Genomic DNA, 22406 nt, shown 5'->3' with positions numbered 1-22406 from the left:
GTCGGGGAATCTGTGGATGAGTTGGCTCCGAAGGGGCGTATTCGAACAGGTCAGGGGCGCGCGGGCGAATGAATGCGCCCCCGGTGGACGGCGTATGACGGTCCCGGATACGCGGAAGGGCGCTCCCGAAAACGTCCGGGAGCGCCCTTCGACGCTGCTGCGCGCGCGTGCCCTGGGGCCGGCGGCTAGCCGTTCTTGATGCGGTTGGTGAGCTCGGTGACCTGGTTGTAGATGGAGCGGCGTTCGGCCATCAGCGCACGGATCTTGCGGTCCGCGTGCATGACCGTGGTGTGGTCGCGGCCGCCGAACTGCGCGCCGATCTTCGGCAGCGACAGGTCGGTCAGCTCCCGGCACAGGTACATGGCGATCTGGCGGGCCGTGACCAGGACCCGGCTGCGCGAGGAGCCGCACAGGTCGTCCACGGTCAGCCCGAAGTAGTCCGCCGTGGCCGCCATGATGTCCGTCGCCGTGATCTCGGGAGCGCTGTCCTCGCCGCCCGGGATCAGGTTCCTCAGGACGTCCTCGGTCAGTCCCAGGTCCACCGGCTGCCGGTTGAGACTGGCGAAGGCGGTGACCCGGATGAGCGCGCCCTCCAGCTCGCGGATGTTGCGCGAGATGCGGGAGGCGATGAACTCCAGGACCTCCGGCGGGGCGTTGAGCTGCTCCTGGACGGCCTTCTTGCGCAGGATCGCGATACGGGTCTCCAGCTCGGGCGGCTGGACGTCGGTGATCAGGCCCCACTCGAAGCGGTTGCGCAGCCGGTCCTCGAGGGTGACCAGCTGCTTGGGCGGCCGGTCGGAGGACAGCACGATCTGCTTGTTCGCGTTGTGGAGCGTATTGAAGGTGTGGAAGAACTCCTCCTGCGTCGACTCCTTGCTCGCGAGGAACTGGATGTCGTCGACCAACAGGATGTCCATCTCGCGGTAGCGCTTGCGGAACGCGTCGCCCTTGCCGTCGCGGATGGAGTTGATGAACTCGTTGGTGAACTCCTCGGAGCTCACGTAGCGCACGCGGGTGCCCGGGTAGAGGCTGCGGGCGTAGTGCCCGATGGCGTGCAGCAGGTGGGTCTTGCCGAGGCCGGACTCGCCGTAGATGAAGAGCGGGTTGTACGCCTTGGCCGGGGCTTCGGCGACGGCGACCGCGGCGGCGTGCGCGAAGCGGTTGGAGGCGCCGATGACGAAGGTGTCGAAGAGGTACTTGGGGTTCAGCCGTGCCGTCGGCTCCAGCGGACCGGAGGTGGAGCCGCCCGAGGACGACGGGGGCGGCGCCGAGGGACGGCCGGGGGCGGTCGGCGCGGAGTCGTAGGCCGACGGCTTGTCGTACGACGGCTTGGCGTACGCGGACTGGTCGTACCCGCCCTGCGGCTCGTACGGCTGGTCGTAGCCGGAAGGTTCCGGCTGCTGGAGGTAACCGGGCTGCGGGGAGGCGTACGGGTCGCGCTCGGGGAAGCCGCCGAGCCGGGGCTGCTGCCAGCCGTAGTCGTCCTGCTGGCCGCCGCGCGGCCAGGCGCCGGGCTCCGGGCGCGGCTGCTGGTAGTCCGGGTAGGCGGGACGGGCGGTCGGCAGCTGGTCGTCGCCGGGGCCGTTGTGACCGGTGTGGCCGCGCTGGCCGCCGTACGGCTCGTAGGCGTCGCGCTGCGGGGCCGAGGGCGGTGCGGGGGGCGCGGGCTCGCCGGCGGAGTCGTCGACGGTGATCGCGATCCGGATGGGGCGTCCGCACTCCCGGCTGAGGGCGTCGCTGATCAGCGGTGCCAGCCGGCCCTCGAGGACGCGCTTGCCCCATTCGTTGGGGACCGCGAGCAGGGCGGTGTCGGCGACGAGGGCCAGGGGCTGACAGCGCTCGATCCACTGCTTGTCCTTGGGCTCGATGCCCTGCTGACCTTCCCCGAGGAGCTTCTCGAGCACGCGTGGCCACACTGCGGCAAGATCGGCAGGTACGTCAGCCACAGAGCACGCTCTCTCACAGGGGTCCCACGAATGTGTGGTTCTTTGGGACGGTCGGGACAAAAAATCCGGGGTCGAGCAACGGTAGTCAGCCCGACGGGTGCGGTTCAAGTCGTTGTCCACAGCCTGTGCACAGTGTGGGGCACGGTCGGCTCGGTTTGACCGGATGGCGTAGTCCCGCGTACCGTAACGAGGTCGAGTTGTCGATGGCTGCTGCCGCCTGCCTACCGATGGGCGAAGATCACTGAACGTGATCGTTTAGCGGTGTCCACTCGGGCGATCACGCGAGTTCCTCGTGGGCGCACGGTGACAGCCAGGCGACGTACCGCCACAACGATTCAGTCTCTGGAGCCCCCGAGTGAGCAAGCGCACCTTCCAGCCGAACAACCGTCGTCGCGCCAAGACGCACGGCTTCCGCCTGCGTATGCGTACCCGTGCCGGCCGTGCGATTCTCGCCGCCCGCCGTGGCAAGGGTCGCGCCCGCCTGTCCGCCTGATCAGACAGGTCATGACGTCGTGCTGTCTCCCGAGAATCGGCTGAGGCGGCGCGAGGACTTCGCGAACGCGGTACGCCGAGGCCGCCGGGCCGGTCGCCCGCTCCTCGTCGTCCACCTACGTACCAGCGGTGCAACGGACCCGCACGAGCCGGGGGGCATGGTTCCCTCGACGCGTGCGGGTTTCGTCGTCAGCAAGGCCGTAGGTGTTGCGGTCGTCCGTAACCGGGTGAAGCGCCGGTTGCGCCACCTGGTGCGGGAGCGGCTCTCCCAGCTGCCCGCCGGTAGCCTGGTGGTGGTGCGTGCGTTGCCCGGTGCGGGCGATGCCGGCCATGACGACCTGGCCCGGGACCTGGATGCCGCCCTGACGCGGCTGCTGGGAGGCGTGGCTCGATGAAGTACCCGCTGCTCGCTTTGATCAAGCTGTACCAGTGGACGATCAGTCCGCTGCTCGGGCCGGTGTGCCGCTACTACCCCTCGTGTTCGCACTACGGGTACACGGCCATCGACCGGCATGGTGCGGTGAAAGGGACGGCGCTGACCGCCTGGCGGATCCTGCGGTGCAATCCGTGGTCGCCGGGTGGTGTGGATCATGTCCCACCCCGTAAACGCCCGCGTTGGCACGAGCAGCTGCGCAGTGCGTTGCGTAGATCTCGCAATGCTCAAGGAGCCTGATTAGTGGACACGATTGCCAGTCTGTTCAGCTTTATCACCACACCCGTCTCGTGGATCATCGTCCAGTTCCACAAGCTGTACGGAGCGATCTTCGGAGCGGACAGTGGGTGGGCCTGGGGCCTGTCCATCGTGTCCCTGGTGGTCCTGATCCGCATCTGTCTGATCCCGCTCTTCGTGAAGCAGATCAAGGCGACGCGTGGCATGCAGGCGCTCCAGCCGAAGATGAAGGCGATCCAGGAGCGCTACAAGAACGACAAGCAGCGTCAGTCCGAAGAGATGATGAAGCTGTACAAGGAGACGGGTACCAACCCGCTCTCCTCGTGCCTTCCCATCCTGGCGCAGTCGCCGTTCTTCTTCGCGCTGTACCACGTGCTCGCGAACATCGCCAACGGCGAGACCATCGGTGTGCTGAACCAGCAGCTGGTCGACAGTGCCCGTGAGGCCAAGATCTTCGGCGCGCCGATCGCCGCCAAGTTCACGGACAGCCCGGAGAAGGTCGAGGCGCTGGGCGCCACGCTGACCGACGTCCGGATCGTGACCGCGGTCATGATCGTCCTGATGTCGCTGTCGCAGTTCTACACCCAGCGTCAGCTGATGCAGAAGAACGTCGACCTGTCGGTCAAGACGCCGTTCATGCAGCAGCAGAAGATGCTGATGTACATCTTCCCCGTGATCTTCGCGGTCATGGGCATCAACTTCCCCGTCGGTGTCCTCGTGTACTGGCTGACCACCAACGTCTGGACCATGGGTCAGCAGATGTACGTGATCAACCAGAACCCGACGCCGGGCAGCAAGGCGCAGGACCAGTACCTGACGCGTCTGCTCAAGCACGTCACCTCGCACGGTGAGGTCAAGAGCCGGGGCAAGAAGAAGGTCGTCGCCGCGATCGTGGCCAAGGGCCCGGACCGCAACGACAACGAGCGCAAGTTCATCACGGCGCTGACCAAGCAGGGCCTGGCCGCGCAGGCGGACGGTTCTGTGATCAAGAGTGCCGAGGCCACGGCGGATTCGGATGCGGCGAGTGGCGGTGCCGCCAAGCGGCAGCAGCCGAAGCGGCAGTCGAAGTCGCAGCGCCAGACTCCCACCAAGCCCTCGTCCAAGAAGTAAGAAGGAGTCCATCCCGTGACGGAAGGCACCACCTCCGCCGCTGCTGAGGGTGGCGACACCCTGACCCGCCTGGAGCAGGAGGGCGAGATCGCGGCCGACTACCTCGAGGGTCTGCTGGACATCGCCGATCTGGACGGCGACATCGACATGGATGTCGAAGCCGACCGGGCCGCGGTGTCGATCATCAGTGACTCGTCGAGCCGCGAGCTGCAGAAGCTCGTGGGCCGTGACGGCGAGGTCCTGGAGGCTCTGCAGGAGCTGACGCGGCTGGCCGTCCACCGGGAGACCGGGGACCGCAGCCGGCTGATGCTGGACATCGCCGGGTTCCGTGCCAAGAAGCGTGAGGAGCTGGCGGCCGTGGGTGCCAAGGCCGCGGCCGACGTCAAGGCCTCGGGCGAGCCGCTGAAGCTGGCGCCGATGACCCCGTTCGAGCGCAAGGTCGTCCACGACGCCGTGGCCGCCGCCGGTCTGCGCAGCGAGTCGGAGGGCGAGGAGCCGCAGCGCTTCGTCGTCGTGCTCCCGGCCTGACCGGGAAAACGTGTGGTCGGCCCCGCCTGTGTCGCAGGCGGGGCCGAAGTTTGTCAGCCTGGCCCTAGCAACTGAGTCGTTACAGTGCGGTACGGAAGGACGGTCCCCGTGACGGAGGCAGCAGCAGAGCTTCCCCCGGCGCCCGAGGAGGCGCGGGCGGTATTCGGTGAGCATTTCCCGGAAGCTGTCCGGTACGCGGAGCTGCTGGCGGACGCCGGGGTCAAGCGCGGCCTGATCGGCCCGCGCGAGGTGCCCCGGCTGTGGGAGCGGCACCTGCTGAACTGTGCGGTGCTGGCGGAGGCGGTCCCCGAGGGGGTCACCGTGTGCGACGTCGGCTCCGGCGCCGGCCTGCCGGGTATCCCGCTGGCCCTGGTGCGCCCGGACCTGAAGATCACGCTCTTGGAACCGCTGCTGCGGCGTACCACCTTCCTCCAGGAAGCGGTCGAGCTGCTGGGCCTGGACCACGTGACCGTGGTGCGCGGCAGGGCCGAGGAGATGCTGGGCAAGCTCCAGCCCGTTCACGTGGTGACCGCACGTGCGGTGGCTCCGCTGGACCGGCTGGCAGGCTGGGGTGTGCCGCTGCTGCGTCCCTACGGCGAGATGCTGGCGCTGAAGGGGGACACTGCCGAGGAGGAGCTGGTCGCGGCGAAGGTCGCGCTGGCGAAGCTCGGTGTGGTGAAGACCTCGGTGCTCCAGGTCGGTGAGGGTGTGGTGGACCCGCTGTCGACGCTGGTGCGGGTCGAGGTCGGGGAGAGCCCCGGTGGGGTGAGGTTCGCCGCCAAGCGGGCTAAGGCGGCCCGGGTGGGACGTTCGCGCCGTCGCCGTTGATCCGATGCGCCCCTATAGGTATGGATTTCGGAGTGTCGTAGCGGGCTGAAGACGGTGCCCGTGCATCGTGTTTCACGTGAAACATCGCTCCCTGCTGCATGGAATCATCAGCCGCGGTCGTGCGGCTGCGTCCCCGCGCCACCGCAAGGAAGCGGGGGGCACAGAGTTGTCCACATCGGTGGATTCATCCACAGGAGTACGGGCCCCGCTGGTTCGCGACCCCAAAGGCATGGCAGGCTCTGTTCAGCGCGAGCCCGATGTCGAGGAGAGTGAATCCGTGCGGTCCGACGCCAACCTTGCGGGGCCCGTGGCCGATCCGGTCCCCGGCCCCCGCTCCGAGCCGACGGGCGAGGATGTTTCACGTGAAACACCGCCCCCGGTGGACAACGACACCCCTATCGGCCGGGCTGCCCAGCTGGCGGTAGAGGCGCTGGGCCGTGCGGGTGAGGGCCTGCCGCGCCCCGCCCAGACCCGGATCATGGTCGTGGCCAACCAGAAGGGCGGCGTCGGCAAGACGACGACGACCGTGAACGTGGCGGCCTCGCTGGCTCTGCACGGCGCACGTGTGCTGGTGATCGACCTCGATCCGCAGGGCAACGCCTCTACAGCACTGGGCATCGACCATCACGCCGAGGTCCCGTCGATCTATGACGTGCTCGTGGAGAGCCGGCCGCTGCTGGAGGTCGTCCAGCCGGTGCCGGACGTCGAGGGTCTCTTCTGTGCGCCGGCCACCATCGATCTGGCCGGTGCGGAGATCGAGCTCGTCTCCCTGGTGGCGCGCGAGAGCCGGCTCCAGCGGGCGATCCAGGCCTATGAGCAGCCGCTCGACTACATCCTGATCGACTGCCCGCCGTCCCTCGGCCTGCTGACGGTCAACGCTCTGGTGGCGGGCGCGGAGGTGCTGATCCCGATCCAGTGCGAGTACTACGCGCTGGAGGGTCTGGGCCAGCTGCTGCGCAACGTGGATCTGGTGCGGGCCCATCTGAACCCCGCTCTGCATGTGTCGACGATTCTGCTGACCATGTACGACGGCCGGACCCGGCTGGCCTCGCAGGTCGCCGAGGAGGTGCGCAGCCACTTCGGGGACGAGGTGCTGCGGACGAGCATCCCGCGCTCGGTGCGTATCTCGGAGGCTCCGAGCTACGGGCAGACGGTGCTCACCTATGACCCGGGCTCCAGTGGCTCCCTCTCCTACCTGGAGGCGGCGCGTGAGATCGCACTGCGCGGGGCCGGAATCCAGTACGACGCTCGGAACGCCCATCAGGGCGCGGGCATGAACAGCACGCAGAGCATGGCGGAGGGGATCCAGTGAGTGAGCGACGTAGGGGTCTGGGGCGGGGGCTCGGCGCGCTGATCCCCGCTGCTCCCCAGGAACAGACACCTCCGGTGGTGGGAGCGGGTTCGACGTCTCCGTCGGCGGTACCGGTACTGACCTCGGAGCGTGGGATCGCGGCGGCGAAGCTGGCTTCGCTGGCGCAGGCCGATGTTTCACGTGAAACGGAGTACGCGGCGGTCGTCGCGGAGCCCGAGGCCGCGGCGGAGACGAACACGGTGGCGGGGGCGACCTTTGCCGAACTGCCGATGGACGCGATCACGCCGAACCCGCGGCAGCCGCGTGAGGTGTTCGACGAGGACGCGCTCGCGGAGCTCGTCACCTCCATCCAGGAGGTGGGTCTGCTGCAACCGGTGGTGGTGCGGCAGACGAGCGCCGACCGCTACGAGCTCATCATGGGCGAGCGTCGGTGGCGGGCGTGCCGGGAGGCCGGCCTGGAGCGGATTCCAGCGATCATCCGGGCGACGGACGACGAGAAGCTGCTGCTGGATGCACTCCTGGAGAACCTGCACCGGGCTCAGCTGAACCCGCTGGAGGAAGCCGCGGCGTACGACCAGCTGCTGCAGGACTTCAACTGTACGCACGATCAGCTGGCGGACCGGATCGGCCGGTCGCGTCCGCAGGTGTCGAACACCCTGCGGTTGCTGAACCTGTCGGCGCCGGTCCAGCGCCGCGTTGCCGCGGGTGTGCTGTCGGCGGGTCATGCGCGGGCACTGCTGTCGGTGAAGGACACCGAGGAGCAGGACCGGCTGGCGCACCGGATCGTGGCCGAGGGGCTGTCGGTGCGGGCGGTCGAGGAGATCGTCACGCTGATGGCGGCCGAGACGGGCAGCACGGTGAAGCCGAAGGGTCCGCGGGCGGGTGCCCGGGTGTCCCCGGCGCTGAGCGAGCTGGCCACACGGCTGTCGGACCGGTTCGAGACGCGGGTGAAGGTGGATCTGGGTCAGAAGAAGGGCAAGATCACCGTCGAGTTCGCGTCGATGGAGGATCTGGAGCGCATCCTGGGCACGCTGGCGCCGGGCGAGGGCCGGGTGCTGGAGCAGGGACTCGCCGGAGAGTGAGTCCAGGGTCGTCCCGCGGGGCGGGTCGTGCCGGTGGTTGACCGGTGCGGCCCGCCCCTTGCCCTTATACGATGCGTTCATGGGTCGTCGGCTGGTACCACTCACGCTGGACAACCTCCGGGATCTGCCGAGCCGTTGCCGGTCCTGCGTCTTCTGGGAGCTTGACCCGGTCAGTGGCGAGGCCGCCGTGAAGGCGGGCCGGGCCGAGCTGGAGAAGGAGGCGTGGATCTCCGCGGTGCTGCTGGAGTGGGGATCCTGCGGCCGGGTGGTCTATGTCGACGATGTCGCCGTGGGGTTCGTGCTGTACGCACCGCCGGCGTACGTGCCGCGGTCCACGGCATTCCCGACGAGTCCGGTGTCACCGGACGCCGTTCAGCTGATCACCGCTCTGATCGTGCCGGGGTATCAGGGACAGGGGCTGGGCCGGGTCATGGTGCAGACGGTCGCCAAGGATCTGTTGCGCCGGGGGTTCCGGGCGATCGAGGCGTTCGGAGACGCCCGCTGGGACGGTCCGCGCTGCCTGCTGCCGGCGGACCACCTCTTGGCGGTGGGGTTCAAGACGGTGCGTCCGCATCCCACGCATCCGCGGCTGAGGCTGGAACTGCGCTCGACCTTGTCCTGGAAGGAGGACGTCGAGCTGGCGCTGGACCGGCTGCTGGGCGCGGCCCGCAAGGAGCCGGTGCTGCGTCCTCTGTGAGGGCGTCCTCTCTGAGGGCGTCCGCGAGTGCGCCCGGCGATCGGTCTCCGCGCATGCGAACGGGGCCGCTCCCCTCTCGGGGAGCGGCCCCGTTTCACGTGAAACGGTGTGGCGGTCAGGCCTGCTTGAGGGTCACGAAACCGTCGAGGTCACGGAGGATCGCAGCCTTCGGCTTGGCGCCGACGATGGTCTTGACGACCTCGCCGCCCTGGTAGACGTTCAGCGTCGGGATGGACATGACGCCGTACTTGGCGGCCGTGTCCGGGTTCTGGTCGATGTTGAGCTTGACGATCTCGATCTCGTCGCCGTAGTCGGCCGCGATGGCCTCCAGGGACGGGGCGATCTGACGGCACGGGCCGCACCACTCCGCCCAGAAGTCCACCAGGACGGGCTTGTCGCTCTTCAGGACGTCCTCGTCGAACGTCGCATCGGTCACGTTCTTCAGGGTGCCGGCCACAGCGGCCTCCTTCTTCTTACTGCGGGGTGTGGGGTGTGGGGATGGGACGACGGTGCGATCAGACCGTGGCCGTGGCGTGCTCGGCGTCCGTGAGGGCGGCGAGGAAACGCTCGGCGTCGAGGGCGGCGGAGCAGCCGGTACCGGCGGCGGTGATGGCCTGACGGTAGGTGTGGTCGACGACGTCGCCCGCACCGAACACGCCGGTCACGTTGGTACGGGTGGAGGGCGCGTCGACCTTGAGGTAGCCCTCCTCGTCCAGCTCGAGCTGACCCTTGAAGAGCTCGGTGCGCGGGTCGTGGCCGACGGCGATGAACAGGCCGGTCACGGCGAGCGAGGAGGTCTCACCGGTCTTCGTGTTGCGCAGGGTCAGGTGGGAGAGCTTCTGGTCGCCGTGGATCTCGGCAACCTCGCTGTCCCAGGCGAACTTGATCTTCGGGTCGGCGAAGGCGCGGTCCTGCATGGCCTTGGAGGCGCGCAGGCTGTCGCGGCGGTGCACGATGGTGACGGACTTGGCGAACCGCGAGAGGAAGGTGGCCTCCTCCATCGCGGTGTCACCGCCGCCGATGACAGCGATGTCCTGGTCCTTGAAGAAGAAGCCGTCGCAGGTCGCGCACCACGAGACGCCACGGCCGGAGAGCGCGTCCTCGTTGGGAAGGCCGAGCTTGCGGTGCTGCGAGCCGGTCGTCACGATGACGGCCTTGGCGCGGTGGACGGTACCGGCGGTGTCGGTGACGGTCTTGATCTCGCCCGTGAGGTCGACCGAGACGACGTCGTCGGGGACCAGCTCGGCGCCGAAGCGCTCGGCCTGGGCGCGCATGTTGTCCATGAGGTCGGGGCCCATGATGCCGTCGCGGAAGCCGGGGAAGTTCTCGACGTCGGTGGTGTTCATCAGCGCGCCACCGGCGGTGACGGCGCCCTCGAAGACCAGGGGCTTGAGCGAAGCGCGTGCGGTGTACAGGGCGGCGGTGTAGCCGGCCGGCCCGGAGCCGATGATGATCACGTTTCGGACGTCGCTCACGGGTTTCTTCCTCGTCTCTGCGGACTGTCTGCTGCCTACCGGAGGGGGCCGGTGCGGACTCTCACCCCACCCAACCGATCCTATGGCGTGCGCATTCCCCAGTTGCCCGTGTGATCGCCCGCAGCCCTCAGAGCCGGTTGTAGGTGCGCGTCAGGACGAGCTTCCCGGCGGCGGCCGCAGGGGCGTTTTCGCAGGCGGAGTCCACGAGATAGGCGTCGACGCGGGTGGGGTCGCCCGGGTGCGGGAGAACGACGAGGTAGACGTTCACGCCCTTGTACGTCCCTCGTTCGGAGGCCAGCGGTGCCTCCGTACGCCCGGTGCCCTGCTGGACACACCCCGGGATGCCGCTCCCCTGCCGTTCGGTTTCGCTCGGACCGGATTCGGTGGCGCTGAGGCCGTTCTGGGAGTCCGGAGTGCTCTTGCGGGTCTGGGCGGGAGGGCCGAGCAGTTCGCGTACCTGGGCCTCGAGGCCGCCTTCGGAGAACGCCGCGGAGTCCGAGGGGCTGGTGAGGACGGAGGCTGCGGCGTCCTTCGAGCCGCTCTGCTGCTCCTGGCCCCAGGGGAGCTGGAGGAGGAAGACCCCGAGGCTGAGGGCGGCAGCCGCCGTGAGGCCGGCCAGGACGGCTTGGCGCCGCTTCCGGCCGGGCCCCGTGGCAGCACGGGGACGTCCGGCGGGACGGACGGGCGCCGACGTTTCACGTGAAACATGGCGAGCGGGCGCAGGAGCGGGCGCGGTGCCGGTCGCGCCCTCGTCGGTCCGGGGGGACGTGGCGTCCAGGAGGGCTTCGGCGGCCAGGGCGGCATCGATGCGGCCGGCGATGTCGGAGGGCATGCGGGCAGGCCCCGGGAGGGTGCCGAGCAGGGACCGGATCTCCTCCAGCGAGGTCCGGACGTCCGCGCACAGCACGCAGTCGGTGAGGTGGCTGCGTACCTCCGCGGAACGGGTCGGGGAGAGCAGGCCTTCGGCGAGGTCGGAGATCTCCGAGACGTCCGGGTGCCGGACCGTGCCGGGCGCGCCAGGAGTGGGGCTCACGTTCGTCCACCTCCGCCCTTCACAGCATCTGGGTCCCTGGGTTCTGCCGCTGGTGGGACGGGATTGTCCTGCGACCGGTTCCTTCCCCGCTCCGACATGGACTTATCCCCGGCATTCGTGCGCAGATGAGTGAGCATCGGGACGAGTTTCGCCCGGCCGCGGGCGCATCGGCTCTTGACGGTTCCGGTGGGGACGCCGAGGATCCGCGCGGCTTCGGCGACGGGGTATCCCTGCATGTCGACCAGGACCAGAGCGGCCCGCTGGTCGGCGGGAAGGGTGCTCAGGGCGGCCAGGAGCTGCCGGTGGAGGTCGTGGCGCTCGACGGGAGCCTCGGCGGACTCATGGGGCTCCAGCAGGCTCTCCAGCCGCTCGGTGTCGTCGAGGGGAGAGGTTCTGCGGGAGGCCGCCTTGCGGGCCCGGTCGAGGCAGGCGTTGACGGTGATGCGGTGCAGCCAGGTGGTGACGGCCGATTCGCCGCGGAAGGTGTGAGCGGCCCGGTAGGCGGAGACCAGGGCGTCCTGGACGGCGTCGGCGGCCTCCTCGGGGTCGCCCAGTGTGCGCAGGGCGACGGCCCACAGCCGGTCGCGGTGCCGGCGTACGAGTTCCCCGAAGGCGTCGGTGTCCCCGGCCACGTGCCGGGCGAGCAGATCCCGGTCGCTGTCCTCACCGGTCGTCGCGTCGTGCATCACACCTCCCCCTGACCGAAGTCAGCCGGCTTTGCCGAGGACCTTGATCTCCTTGATGCCGCCGCGGTAGTTGCCCCCTTCAGCAGGGGCCAGTGAGGTGATGTGGACCAGCACGTACCGGGTCCTGATCGGGTTGTCCACGGTGGCGTGCAGCTTCTTCTCCTTGGTCCCCAGCTTCACGAGCTCCTGCGGGAACTCGCTGAGGGAATGCGGTGACGAAGCCTCCGGTGCGGCGGCGCGAACCTGGATCTTCTGCCCGGCGGCGGTCAGCTCCACGTCAAGGCCCATGACCTCCTGGACGCTGCCGAGATCGACGACGATGCCGGTGCCGTCGTCGTAGCCTTCCAGACGGCCGAAGTCGGGATCGGTGAGGAACGTCTTGGTGGTCCACGACGTGTCGCTCTTGCCGTCGACGGTGTTCCCGGCCTTCGCGGCGTTCATGGCATCCAGGCCGAAGACCGAGGCGTCCTTGATCTTGATGGCCCCGCCCACTTCCGGCTTCTTCTGGGCCTCGCCGCCGGGCTTGGGGGTCTGCGACGTGCTGTTGCCGCTGTCCCCGTTGGCGTGGTCCAGGAGGGCGTCGGCGAGCTGCCAGCTGCCCAGGCCGAGCGCGGCGATGAGGAGGGCTGCGACGCCCCACTTCAGGACACGCCCCGTACGGCTCTGCAGCGGGGCCGGAGGGGGCTGCACGGGCATCGTCGCGGTGACGGGAACGCCGGGACGCGGCGCGGGGCGGCCGTAGCTGCCCTGCTGGTAGGTGGTGTGCTGGTACTCCGGCGGGGCGGTGAACGCCGGCTCAGGGGGCCGGATGCGGGGCATCGCGGCAACGGCCTTGGCCAGCTCCTCGGGGGTGGTGCAGGCCGGTTCCTGGCGGGAGGCGGTGGCGCCGTCATTGGCGAGGGCGCGCATCGCGAGCTCGCCCAGGCCACGGTGGACACCGGCGCGGACCTGGTCCGGGGGGAGCAGCCCGACGCCCTTGGGCAGGCCGCTCAGGCCGTACGCGTCGCTCTCGTAGGGCCAGCGCTGGGTGAGGGAGGCGTACAGCAGGGCGCCGATCGCCTCGGTGTCCGCGCGCTGCGGGGTGTCGCTGGTGATGCCGCGCAGGGCCGCGTTCACCGCGAGGCCGCGGATGCGGTACTGGCCGGTGGAGGTGCGCAGTATCGCGCTGGGCGTGAGCCGCAGGTGGGCCAGGCCCTCGCGGTGGGCGGCCGTCATGGCCTGGGAGACCTGGCTGACGAGCTGGTACGCCTCGTGGGGCTCCAGCGGGCCGGCGGCGAGGATCGTGGTCAGCTCGGTGGCGTCGGGCAGCCACTCGTGGACGACGTAGACGAGGTCGTTCTCCTCCACCGCGTCGAGCACCTGCACGAACCGGGGGTCGCCGAGGAGGGCGGAGGAGCGGGCCGCGGCCAGCACGCTGCGGGCGCGGGGGTGGTCGGCGGGGAGCAGGTGGACGCCGACGGCACGCCGCAGCTTCTCGTCCATCGCACGCCAGCTGCTGAATCCGTCCAGACGGGTGACGCACTCCTCGAGCCGGTAGCGTCTGGCGAGCTTGTGGCCGCTGTGGAGTTCGGGCGCGGCGGTCGGTGCCGTCGCCCTCCGTTCACCGTCCGATTCGGGCATGGGTCCGTCCGCGGCTCGTCCGTTCTGGGCTTCCACCCCGTCGGCCGTGGCCTTGGCCGCCTGTGCGGCCAGCGGCTCGTCGCCGCTGTTGTCGGCCACGTCGACGGCAGCCGTGCTACGTTCCGCCACCGTCGTTCCTGCCTCCCCATCCGTTGCGCGCTGTCGGCCAGTCTGCGAAGCCATGCCAATTGTGCCCACAGTCAGCCGCTATGCACGACACACGAAGGGGCGTGATGGTTGTGCGCATCAGCGCCCCAGACGCCCGCGCACCATCCCGACCATCGCGTTGAGCTCCTCGATGCGCATGCGCTTGGCGGCGGCGAGGAAGACGGCCGCCAGCAGCACGATTCCGGCCGCCAGAGAGGCCGCGGACGCGAGAGCTCCGCTTCCCAGCGCGCGGGTGATGGCGTACGCGGCGGCACCGGCGACGAGGGCGGCGGGGAGGCAGGCCCCGGCCAGGCGGGCGTAGGTGCGGATCACGCGTGCGCCGTCGAGGTCTCCGCCCAGGCGCTTGCGCAGCCGGCGCCAGGCGACGGTGACACCGACCGCGAAGCCGAGACCGTAGGCGGCGGCCATGCCGACCACGGCCCAGCGGGCCGGCAGCACGAAGAAGGCCAGCGCGGAGACCGCCGCGTTGACGCCCGCGACGATCACCGTGTTGTAGAAGGGGGTGCGGGTGTCCTCGTAGGCGTAGAACCCGCGCAGGACGACGTACTGGACCGAGTACGGGATCAGTCCGAGGCCGAAGGCCATCAGGACGTAGCCGATGTTCTGGGCGCCCGAACCGGAGCCCGCGTAGAGCAGGGTGGCCATCGGCACGCCGAGGGCCAGGAACGCGAAGGCGCAGGGCACGATCGCGACGGCCGAGGTGCGCAGGCCGTAGGAGATGTCGTCGCGGACGGCGGCGGCGTCCCCGTCGTGCGCGGAGCGCGAGATACGGGGCAGGACGGCCGTCATGACGGAGACCGTGATGATGGCCTGCGGCATCTGCCACAGCAGCAGCGCGTAGTTGTAGGCGGTGATGCCGGTGCCGGGGTGGCCCTGCTTCTCGGCGACGGAGCCGGCCCAGGTGGCGAGCTGGGTGACGACGACCAGGCCGATCTGGTTGGCGAGGACGAAGAAGAAGGTCCACTTGGCCAGGCGCGCGGCCTTGCCCAGACCGTGGCCCCGCCAGTCGAAGCGCAGGCGCGGCTTGAAGCCGGCGTCGCGCAGGTAGGGCAGCATCGCCAGGGCCTGGACGACCAGACCGAGCAGGGTGCCCAGACCCAGCAGACGCACGCCCTCGGGGGTGACGGTGGCGCTGCTGACGCCGGAGGTGGTGAAGCCGCCGAAGGCCCAGATGAAGGCGCCGAAGGTGGCGATGACGACGATGTTGTTCAGGACCGGGGTCCACATCATCGCGCCGAAGCGGCCCCGGGCGTTGAGGATCTGACCGAGGACCACGTGGATGCCCATGAAGAACATCGTCGGCAGGCAGTAGCGGGCGAACGCCGTCGCCACTTCCATCTGCTTCGGGTCGGAAGCGATCTTCGGCGACATCATCGTGATGAACACCGGCGCCGCGAGCACACAGATGGTGGTGACCGCCGCGAGCAGCACGACGACCAGGGTCAGCAGCCGGTTGGCGTAGGCCTCTCCCCCGTCGTCGTCGTTCTTCATCGCCCGCACGAGCTGCGGGATGAAGACGGCGTTGAGGGCGCCGCCGCCGACGAGGACGTAGATCATCGTGGGCAGGGTGTTGGCGACCTGGTAGGTGTCGTTGAACGTGCCGACGCCGATCGCGGCGGCGATGGCGAGGGTCTTCAGGAAGCCGGTCAGGCGGGAGACGATCGTGCCGGCGGCCATCAGGGCGCTGGACTTGAGCAGCCCGGCGGCGCGTCCGGCGGGCTTGCTGGGTGCGGGCGCCGCGACCGGAGCCTCCTCGACGGGGGCACCGGGGGCGGCCTGCTGGTCCTTGTACAGGTGCGCGAACGCGTCCGGCTCGCGCTCCTCCTCCGCCGAGTGCGTCACCAGGGAGTCCACCCCGACGAACTGCGTGGTGGTCGTCCGGTCGCCGTACGGCAGGTGGCGGGAGGGGCCGTCCGGCTCGGGCGGCGGCGTCTGGGCCCATACCTGTGGGTCCGGGGCGTAGGCAGGGGCCGGCGGGGCCGCGTAGAGCGGGTTCGGCTCCTGGTAGGTGCCCGGGGGCGGCGGGGGGTGCGCGGCCCGGTCGTAGAGGGCCTCGCCGACGGGGTCCTGTGCCGACAGGTCCTGTGCCCGGTACGGATCGAAGGCGTAGGCGTCCTGGACGTAGGGGTCACGGTCCGGCGCGTGGGCCGGCGGCGGCACCTGCCCCGGCACGGGCGTGCCGGGAGCCGTGCCCTGGGAGGGCGCGGGCACGCCTGCGCCCTGCGCGCGGTCGTCGTACGGCGCGTTCATCGAAACCCCACCTCATCGTCCCCAGGCCGACCGGCCACGGCATCGCTCAACGGTCCACTGTCTCACCCGGGCCGGACGTGCCGGTGCTTTGCGCTCCGGTGTCCGGTGACTCGTCACTCTGCTGCGTGTTCTCCTCGGCGGCAGCACGCGCGGCGACACGTTTGCGGCTGGCGTACATCTTGATGCCCGCGAGTACGAGGAGAAGCATGCCGCCTGCGATGACGAACATGACGGTCGGGGTGATCTCCGTGGCCTCGACGATGAACTTGCGTTCCTTGCCGTAGGGCACGCCGTCCTTGGTGTAGAGCTGCGCGGTGACCTCTACGGGACCGCTGGCGGTGGCGTTGGCGGTGAACTTCAGGGTCTGGCTGTGTTCGGCCTGGACCGTGACGTCCTGCTGGCCGCCGTCGCCGAACATCAGGCGGGTGGGGTTGGCGGACTTCACCCGCAGCACGAGCCCCTGCACATCCTGCACGAGCTGGTTCTGGACGGTGACGGGGATGGTGGCGCTGTGCCCGGAAAGGGTCGCGTCCGTCTTGGGGATCAGCTGCACCTTCTCGGTGAGCCCGATCAGGTACTGCTGGACGCCCTCGCGGTAGATCCGGGCCTCCTGCGGCCTGCCGCGCCAGGAGGTGGACATCTCCCGGTTCGTGGTGTTGCCGAAGGGGATCTCGACGCGGTCGGGAGCGGAGAGGATCACCTTGAAGTGGTCCAGGGTGTTCTGGGTGGTGCGGATCTGCTCGAAGGCGCTCTGCGGGAGCTCCTGCTTGCTCAGGGCCTCCGGGTACTGGCCCGCGCCGGGCACCTGGGTGGTGGCACCCGGATCGGGCTTGGCGGCCGCGGCGGCCTCCAGGTCCTGGGGCTGGGTCCAGCGGCCGGCCTGGAGCGCGCGCAGGGCGGACGCCATCGACTGGACCTGGCTGGAGGAGGGCATGCGCTGCGGGGCGACGACGAAGCTGCGCTGCTGGTCGGTGTTCTGCAGGTTCAGCGCCAGGGACTGGGCGAGGAACCGCTGCACGGCCAGGACGGAGTTCTCGACGGCCAGCATGTCGCCCTCGAAGGCGGTGGACAGGCGGGCGTCGGCGACGACGGCGGTGACGCCCGCCCCGATCGGCCGGGGCGCGGACGGGGTGTAGCCGAGACCGCCGCCCTCCTGGAGGCTGTCGCTGCGGGTGAGCACGTTGTGGGCGCCGGCGGAGGTGGCGACGTTGACGATCGCCGGGTCGATGGCGCCGTTCACCGGCCAGGAGAAGTCCGTGGACGGGGTGACGTGCAGGACGGTCTCGACGGCCTTCCTGGCCTTGTCGGTGGCCGGCCGGAGCTGGCCCAGGGTGCCGGAGACGTCCTTGCCGTGGTGGGCGAGGGAGGCGAGATCGGGGTCGGCGAAGGGCAGCGCGACGACCTTCTTGCCCTGGACCGCCGCCTCCAGGGAGCTCAGCCACCGCTCGGCGACCGCCTTCTTGCGACCCGGGACGCTCTTGCCGTCCGGTGTGCGCACCCGGTAGCCCTCGGCCATCGCGTCGACCGTGTTGAGCAGGTCGGGATCGATGACCCAGGTGACGGGCAGCTCCTTGCCGAGACTGACCATCTGGTCCAGACGGCCACCGGGTTCCAGCTCGGCGGCGAGGTCGTCGTTGAGGAAGACGGGCGTCTGGCTCCGGTCGGAGCCGGTCTCCGCCGTCAGGTGGGTGGTGGAGATCAGTGGCCACACGTACGAGATCTGGGAGCGCTTGGCCGCCGCTTCGGGCTGCCAGGGCAGGAAGGTCCGCTCGACACCGAGGACCTGCTCGGAAGGCCGTCCACTGGTTTCCCCGGACACGGAGACGCCCAGCTGGTAGACGCCGTCCTTGGGCAGGTCCAGCTTGTTGACCGGGACCTTGAGCGTGAACTCCTGGTCGGCCTTCGCCGGCAGCGCGGGGAGCTTCACCGAGTAGGCCTGGTCGATCTCGGCGGGGTCGCTGCCGGGGCGGTGGTCGGTCCGGTCGGCGGCCTCGTCGATCGCGTCCCGGTCGGCCAGGACCGGGCCGACCCGCAGGCCCACGTGCCCGCCCGTGATCGTCTCGTGGCTGTTGTTCACGATCTTGCCGGAGATGGTGAGCGTGTCGCCCTTGACGGGGGCGGCCGGAGTCAGAGCGTCCAGCTGTACGTCGACACTGCCGCCACCGGTCGTCTCGGCGGCCTGGGCACCGGGCGCGGGGGCGTAGACGAGAGCGGCGAGCACGGGCGTCCCGGCGAGCAGGACGACCGCCCGCCGCAGCCAGCGGCGGCGGGCAGGAGCGGGGGAGGTCCCCTGGATGTCTGCCGCCTCGGCCACGCGCTCGCCCGTCCTCGAAGTGTCAGTGGTCGTCGTTTGTGCGTCTACGCATGGTAACGAGGCCCGCTGTGCGCCAGTGCCGCGCCTTGCCCCACATGATCGTGCCCGGCAGGGGGTCTGCGGTGCCGGGGTCGCCGTAAAACGGTGACGCCCCCGCCGGGCGGGGCACGTACCCTTTTCTGTTGTGCCGAACGCCAACGAAGACAATCCCAGTGCCCTGACCCAGGTGCAGCACCGCGCGGTGAGCGAACTGCTGCGGGTCGCCCCTGTCGCCGACGAGCTCGGCCGCCGGTTCCAGGAGGCGGGTTTCCACCTCGCCCTGGTCGGCGGCTCGGTCCGCGACGCACTGCTCGGGCGTCTTGGTAACGATCTGGATTTCACCACGGACGCCCGCCCCGAGGACGTTCTGAAGATCGTCCGGCCGTGGGCGGACTCGGTGTGGGACGTCGGTATCGCCTTCGGCACGATCGGCGCCCAGAAGGACAGCTTCCAGATCGAGGTCACGACCTACCGGTCGGAGGCGTACGACAGGACCTCGCGCAAGCCCGAGGTGTCCTACGGCGACTCCATCGAGGAGGACCTGGTCCGCCGCGACTTCACGGTCAACGCCATGGCCCTGGCCCTGCCCGAGCAGCGCTTCATCGACCCGCACGGCGGTCTGGAGGATCTCCAGGCGCGGATCCTGCGCACTCCGGGCACCCCCGAGGACTCCTTCTCCGACGACCCGCTGCGCATGATGCGCGCGGCCCGCTTCGCGGCCCAGCTCGACTTCGAGGTGGCTCCCGAGGTGGTCGCCGCGATGAAGGCGATGTCGGACCGGATCGAGATCGTCTCGGCCGAGCGGGTCCAGGCGGAGCTGAACAAGCTGCTGCTGGCCGCGCACCCGCGCAAGGGCCTGGGGCTGCTGGTCGACTCCGGTCTGGCCGACCACGTCCTGCCCGAGCTGCCGGCCCTGCGGCTGGAGAGTGACGAACACCACCGGCACAAGGACGTCTACGACCACTCGCTGATCGTGCTGGAGCAGGCGATCGATCTGGAGGAGGACGGCCCCGACCTCGTGCTGCGGCTGGCCGCCCTGCTCCATGACATCGGAAAGCCGCGTACCCGCCGGTTCGAGACCGACGGCCGGGTCTCGTTCCACCACCACGAGGTGGTGGGCGCGAAGATGACCAAGAAGCGCATGACCGCGCTGAAGTACTCCAACGACATGGTCAAGGACGTCTCCCGACTCGTGGAGCTGCACCTGCGCTTCCACGGCTACGGCGAGGGAGAGTGGACCGACTCCGCCGTCCGCCGGTACGTCCGTGACGCCGGCCCGCTGCTGGAGCGGCTGCACAAGCTGACCCGCTCGGACTGCACCACCCGCAACAAGCGCAAGGCTTCCGCTCTCTCCCGTGCCTACGACGGCCTGGAGGAGCGGATCGCCCAGCTCAAGGAGCAGGAGGAGCTGGATGCGATCCGCCCCGACCTGGACGGCAACGAGATCATGCAGACTCTCGGCGTGGGTCCCGGCCCGGTGATCGGCAGGGCCTATGCGTTCCTGCTGGAGCTGCGGCTGGAGAACGGCCCGATGGGCCGCGACGCGGCGGTGGCGGCCCTCAAGGACTGGTGGGCCGGACAGGCCTGAGCGTGGCCGCGCGCGATGTTTCACGTGAAACATCGCGCGGGTCCGGCTGTCCCGGGAACTCCGAGGCCGCGGTTTCACGCGGCCTCGCGATGTTTCACGTGAAACGTCGCCCCTGACGCCCCAGGACGATCGCCGTCACGCCGTAGAGCGTGGCGACGCCCAGGATCAGGGTGGCCGACGTGCCATCGGGGGGAAGCATGAGCGCGGCGACCGCGGCCGCCCCGACGAAGGCGACGTTGAAGAGCACGTCGTAGACGGAGAAGACCCGGCCCCGGAAGGTGTCGTCGATCCGGGACTGCACGACGGTGTCGGTGGAGATCTTCGCGCCCTGGGTGGCGAGCCCGAGGATGAAGGCGGCGGCCAGTATCGGCCCCGGGGTGAAGAAGAGGCCGAGGGACGGCACCAGGACGGCCGCGCCGGCGCAGCAGGCGACGATCCAGCCCCGGGTGCCCAGGCGGCCCACCAGCCACGGGGTCACGACGGCGGCCGCGAAGAACCCCGCCCCGGAGACCCCGACGGCCAGCCCCAGCAGCGCGAGCCCTTCCGATTCGGTGGCGGACCAGGCGTAGCGGCAGAGCATCAGGAGCATCACCGTGAGCGCGCCGTAGCAGAAGCGCATCACGGTCATGGCGGTGAGGGCCTGGGCGGCCTCACGGCGCTCGGCGAGGTGCCGCAGGCCCTGCGCCATCCCCCGCACGGTCAGGACGACGCCCTCGGTCACCGAGGGGCGGTCCGGGCCCAGGTGGCGGTCGGGCCCCAGGAGCCCGATGGCCAGCCGGAGCGAGACCAGGGCGGCGGCCAGGTAGAGCACCGCGCCCAGCAGGACGACCAGGGCGTTGGAGCCGCCGACGAGCAGTCGCAGGAGGAAGGCCAGGGCCCCGCCGGCCGTCGCGGCGAGAGTGCCGGCAGTGGGCGAGAGGGCGTTGGCGGTGACCAGCTGGCCGGGTTCGACGACATGCGGCAGCGAGGCGGCCAGGCCGGCCAGGACGAAACGGTTGACGGCGGTCACGGACAGGGCGGACGCGTAGAAGAGCCAGTCCGGAACGTGGACGGCGATCAGCAGGCCGGTGACACAGGCGAGGAAGGCCCGCAGCAGGTTGCCGTAGAGGAAGACCTGGCGGCGCCGCCAGCGGTCCAGCAGCACTCCGGCGAAGGGGCCGATCACGGAGTAGGGCAGGAGCAGCACCGCCATCGCCGAGGCGATCGCCGTGGGGGAGGTCTGCTTCTCCGGGGAGAAGACCACGTAGGTGGCGAGCGCGACCTGGTAGACGCCGTCGGCTGCCTGGGAGAGCAGTCGTACGGCGAGCAGATTGCGGAAATCCCTCAGGCGCACGAGTACGCGCAGATCACCTACGACAGGCATGAGGGCAAGGGTCACATACGCGGAGGGTCCCCGGGCGCATTGCCCGGGGACCCTCCGCGGAAGAACAGCCGAAGTCCAGATGTCGTAAGGACATGGCGTCGTCCTTGCTTAGCGCTCGACCTCGCCCTTGATGAACTTCTCGACGTTGGCCAGGGCCTCGTCGTCGAAGTACTGCACCGGCGGGGACTTCATGAAGTAGCTCGACGCCGACAGGATCGGGCCGCCGATGCCGCGGTCCTTGGCGATCTTCGCGGCGCGCAGGGCGTCGATGATGACACCGGCGGAGTTCGGGGAGTCCCACACCTCGAGCTTGTACTCGAGGTTCAGCGGGACGTCGCCGAAGGCACGGCCCTCGAGACGGACGTAGGCCCACTTGCGGTCGTCGAGCCACGCGACGTAGTCGGACGGGCCGATGTGGACGTTCTTCTCGCCGAGCTCGCGGTCGGGGATCTGCGAGGTGACGGCCTGCGTCTTGGAGATCTTCTTGGACTCGAGGCGGTCGCGCTCGAGCATGTTCTTGAAGTCCATGTTGCCGCCGACGTTGAGCTGCATGGTGCGCTCAAGACGGACACCGCGGTCCTCGAACAGCTTCGCCATGACGCGGTGCGTGATGGTGGCGCCGACCTGCGACTTGATGTCGTCGCCGACGATCGGGACGCCCGCCTCGGTGAACTTGTCCGCCCACTCCTTGGTGCCGGCGATGAAGACCGGGAGGGCGTTGACGAAGGCGACCTTGGCGTCGATGGCGCACTGGGCGTAGAACTTCGCCGCATCCTCGGAGCCGACGGGCAGGTAGCAGACGAGAACGTCGACCTGGCGGTCCTTGAGGATCTGGACGACGTCGACCGGGGCCTCGGCGGACTCCTCGATGGTCATCCGGTAGTACTTGCCCAGGCCGTCCAGGGTGTGGCCGCGCTGCACGGTCACGCCCGTGTTCGGGACGTCGCAGATCTTGATGGTGTTGTTCTCGCTGGCGCCGATGGCGTCCGAGAGGTCGAGGCCGACCTTCTTCGCGTCCACGTCGAAGGCGGCGACGAACTCGACATCGCCGACGTGGTAGTCGCCGAACTGGACGTGCATCAGGCCGGGGACCTTGGTCGCCGGGTCGGCGTCCTTGTAGTACTCGACGCCCTGCACCAGCGAGGCGGCGCAGTTGCCCACGCCGACGATGGCTACGCGAACCGAACCCATTCCGGTTGCTCCCT

Annotated in this window: 20 protein-coding genes; 10 read left to right on the top strand and 10 right to left on the bottom strand. The window is 69.7% G+C overall.

Translation table 11 applies throughout. The features are described from left to right. Positions 1 to 185: 185 nt before the first annotated feature. Entirely contained in the window at positions 186 to 1904 is a 1719-nt protein-coding gene (dnaA, locus tag ACIPXB_RS05305; protein ID WP_401444801.1) for a chromosomal replication initiator protein DnaA, read from the bottom strand. A 397-nt stretch (positions 1905 to 2301) separates the two neighbouring features. Between dnaA and rpmH the strand changes: the two genes are divergently transcribed. The 9 genes from rpmH to ACIPXB_RS05260 all read left to right on the top strand — a co-directional run bounded on the left by rpmH (position 2302) and on the right by ACIPXB_RS05260 (position 8665). Continuing rightward, on the top strand, positions 2302 to 2439 hold the full coding sequence (rpmH, locus tag ACIPXB_RS05300) for a 50S ribosomal protein L34 (RefSeq protein ID WP_125638610.1): 138 nt from the start codon (positions 2302 to 2304) through the stop codon (positions 2437 to 2439). A gap of 19 nt (positions 2440 to 2458) precedes the next feature. After that, positions 2459 to 2833: a ribonuclease P protein component gene (rnpA, locus tag ACIPXB_RS05295; RefSeq protein WP_401444798.1), complete on the top strand. Its 375-nt coding sequence runs from the start codon at positions 2459 to 2461 to the stop codon at positions 2831 to 2833. Beyond that, entirely contained in the window at positions 2830 to 3111 is a 282-nt protein-coding gene (yidD, locus tag ACIPXB_RS05290; RefSeq protein WP_076043740.1) for a membrane protein insertion efficiency factor YidD, read from the top strand. Before rnpA ends, yidD begins: the two co-directional genes overlap by 4 nt. A gap of 3 nt (positions 3112 to 3114) precedes the next feature. Next, positions 3115 to 4218, top strand: coding sequence for a membrane protein insertase YidC (gene yidC, locus ACIPXB_RS05285; protein ID WP_401444796.1), 1104 nt, complete (start codon positions 3115 to 3117; stop codon positions 4216 to 4218). A gap of 15 nt (positions 4219 to 4233) precedes the next feature. Beyond that, on the top strand, positions 4234 to 4746 hold the full coding sequence (locus ACIPXB_RS05280; RefSeq protein WP_401444794.1) for a protein jag: 513 nt from the start codon (positions 4234 to 4236) through the stop codon (positions 4744 to 4746). A gap of 84 nt (positions 4747 to 4830) precedes the next feature. Then, complete coding sequence (rsmG, locus tag ACIPXB_RS05275) at positions 4831 to 5574, top strand: 16S rRNA (guanine(527)-N(7))-methyltransferase RsmG (protein WP_401444791.1); 744 nt, start codon at positions 4831 to 4833, stop codon at positions 5572 to 5574. Positions 5575 to 5803: 229 nt separating this feature from the next. Beyond that, positions 5804 to 6886, top strand: coding sequence for an AAA family ATPase (locus tag ACIPXB_RS05270; protein ID WP_401444788.1), 1083 nt, complete (start codon positions 5804 to 5806; stop codon positions 6884 to 6886). Beyond that, positions 6883 to 7968, top strand: coding sequence for a ParB/RepB/Spo0J family partition protein (locus tag ACIPXB_RS05265; protein WP_401444786.1), 1086 nt, complete (start codon positions 6883 to 6885; stop codon positions 7966 to 7968). Before ACIPXB_RS05270 ends, ACIPXB_RS05265 begins: the two co-directional genes overlap by 4 nt. A 79-nt stretch (positions 7969 to 8047) precedes the next feature. Continuing rightward, positions 8048 to 8665: a GNAT family N-acetyltransferase gene (locus ACIPXB_RS05260; RefSeq protein ID WP_401444783.1), complete on the top strand. Its 618-nt coding sequence runs from the start codon at positions 8048 to 8050 to the stop codon at positions 8663 to 8665. 115 nt (positions 8666 to 8780) lie between these two features. Here the strand turns inward: ACIPXB_RS05260 and trxA are convergent, their stop codons facing one another. From trxA to ACIPXB_RS05225, 7 genes are all read right to left on the bottom strand, one after another. Continuing rightward, positions 8781 to 9122, bottom strand: coding sequence for a thioredoxin (trxA, locus tag ACIPXB_RS05255; protein WP_401444780.1), 342 nt, complete (start codon positions 9120 to 9122; stop codon positions 8781 to 8783). Between the two features lie 58 nt (positions 9123 to 9180). After that, entirely contained in the window at positions 9181 to 10140 is a 960-nt protein-coding gene (gene trxB / locus ACIPXB_RS05250; protein ID WP_401444778.1) for a thioredoxin-disulfide reductase, read from the bottom strand. Positions 10141 to 10267: 127 nt separating this feature from the next. After that, complete coding sequence (locus tag ACIPXB_RS05245) at positions 10268 to 11173, bottom strand: hypothetical protein (RefSeq protein ID WP_401444776.1); 906 nt, start codon at positions 11171 to 11173, stop codon at positions 10268 to 10270. Next, complete coding sequence (gene sigM, locus ACIPXB_RS05240) at positions 11170 to 11859, bottom strand: RNA polymerase sigma factor SigM (protein ID WP_401444773.1); 690 nt, start codon at positions 11857 to 11859, stop codon at positions 11170 to 11172. Before sigM ends, ACIPXB_RS05245 begins: the two co-directional genes overlap by 4 nt. A gap of 21 nt (positions 11860 to 11880) precedes the next feature. Then, entirely contained in the window at positions 11881 to 13608 is a 1728-nt protein-coding gene (locus tag ACIPXB_RS05235; protein ID WP_401444772.1) for a protein kinase family protein, read from the bottom strand. Positions 13609 to 13725: 117 nt separating this feature from the next. Continuing rightward, positions 13726 to 15897, bottom strand: coding sequence for a murein biosynthesis integral membrane protein MurJ (murJ, locus tag ACIPXB_RS05230; protein WP_401444770.1), 2172 nt, complete (start codon positions 15895 to 15897; stop codon positions 13726 to 13728). A 46-nt stretch (positions 15898 to 15943) separates the two neighbouring features. Then, positions 15944 to 18211, bottom strand: a complete 2268-nt coding sequence (locus ACIPXB_RS05225) for a DUF6049 family protein (RefSeq protein ID WP_401444768.1) — start codon at positions 18209 to 18211, stop codon at positions 15944 to 15946. Between the two features lie 184 nt (positions 18212 to 18395). Between ACIPXB_RS05225 and ACIPXB_RS05220 the strand changes: the two genes are divergently transcribed. Next, positions 18396 to 19838 (top strand): CCA tRNA nucleotidyltransferase, encoded by a 1443-nt coding sequence (locus tag ACIPXB_RS05220; protein WP_401444766.1) that lies wholly within the window; start codon positions 18396 to 18398, stop codon positions 19836 to 19838. A 94-nt stretch (positions 19839 to 19932) separates the two neighbouring features. Here the strand turns inward: ACIPXB_RS05220 and ACIPXB_RS05215 are convergent, their stop codons facing one another. Both ACIPXB_RS05215 and ACIPXB_RS05210 read right to left on the bottom strand, forming a co-directional pair. After that, entirely contained in the window at positions 19933 to 21201 is a 1269-nt protein-coding gene (locus ACIPXB_RS05215; protein WP_401444763.1) for an MFS transporter, read from the bottom strand. A gap of 108 nt (positions 21202 to 21309) precedes the next feature. Further along, entirely contained in the window at positions 21310 to 22392 is a 1083-nt protein-coding gene (locus ACIPXB_RS05210) for an inositol-3-phosphate synthase (RefSeq protein WP_401444761.1), read from the bottom strand. Positions 22393 to 22406 lie beyond the last annotated feature (14 nt).

It is taken from the genome of Streptomyces sp. NPDC090022 (assembly GCF_044748145.1).
GTDB lineage: Bacteria > Actinomycetota > Actinomycetes > Streptomycetales > Streptomycetaceae > Streptomyces.
Note: the sequence above shows the minus strand (reverse complement) of the source record. Positions and strands in the feature narration are given on the sequence as shown.

Bases quoted from the DNA above. Each gene is read 5' to 3' on its own strand.
- yidD (WP_076043740.1), top strand. From the start codon at position 2,830: ATGAAGTACCCGCTGCTCGCTTTGATCAAGCTGTACCAGTGGACGATC.
- ACIPXB_RS05270 (WP_401444788.1), top strand. From the start codon at position 5,804: ATGGCAGGCTCTGTTCAGCGCGAGCCCGATGTCGAGGAGAGTGAATCC.
- ACIPXB_RS05260 (WP_401444783.1), top strand. From the start codon at position 8,048: ATGGGTCGTCGGCTGGTACCACTCACGCTGGACAACCTCCGGGATCTG.
- sigM (WP_401444773.1), bottom strand. From the start codon at position 11,859: ATGCACGACGCGACGACCGGTGAGGACAGCGACCGGGATCTGCTCGCC.
- murJ (WP_401444770.1), bottom strand. From the start codon at position 15,897: ATGAACGCGCCGTACGACGACCGCGCGCAGGGCGCAGGCGTGCCCGCG.
- ACIPXB_RS05215 (WP_401444763.1), bottom strand. From the start codon at position 21,201: ATGCCTGTCGTAGGTGATCTGCGCGTACTCGTGCGCCTGAGGGATTTC.
- ACIPXB_RS05210 (WP_401444761.1), bottom strand. From the start codon at position 22,392: ATGGGTTCGGTTCGCGTAGCCATCGTCGGCGTGGGCAACTGCGCCGCC.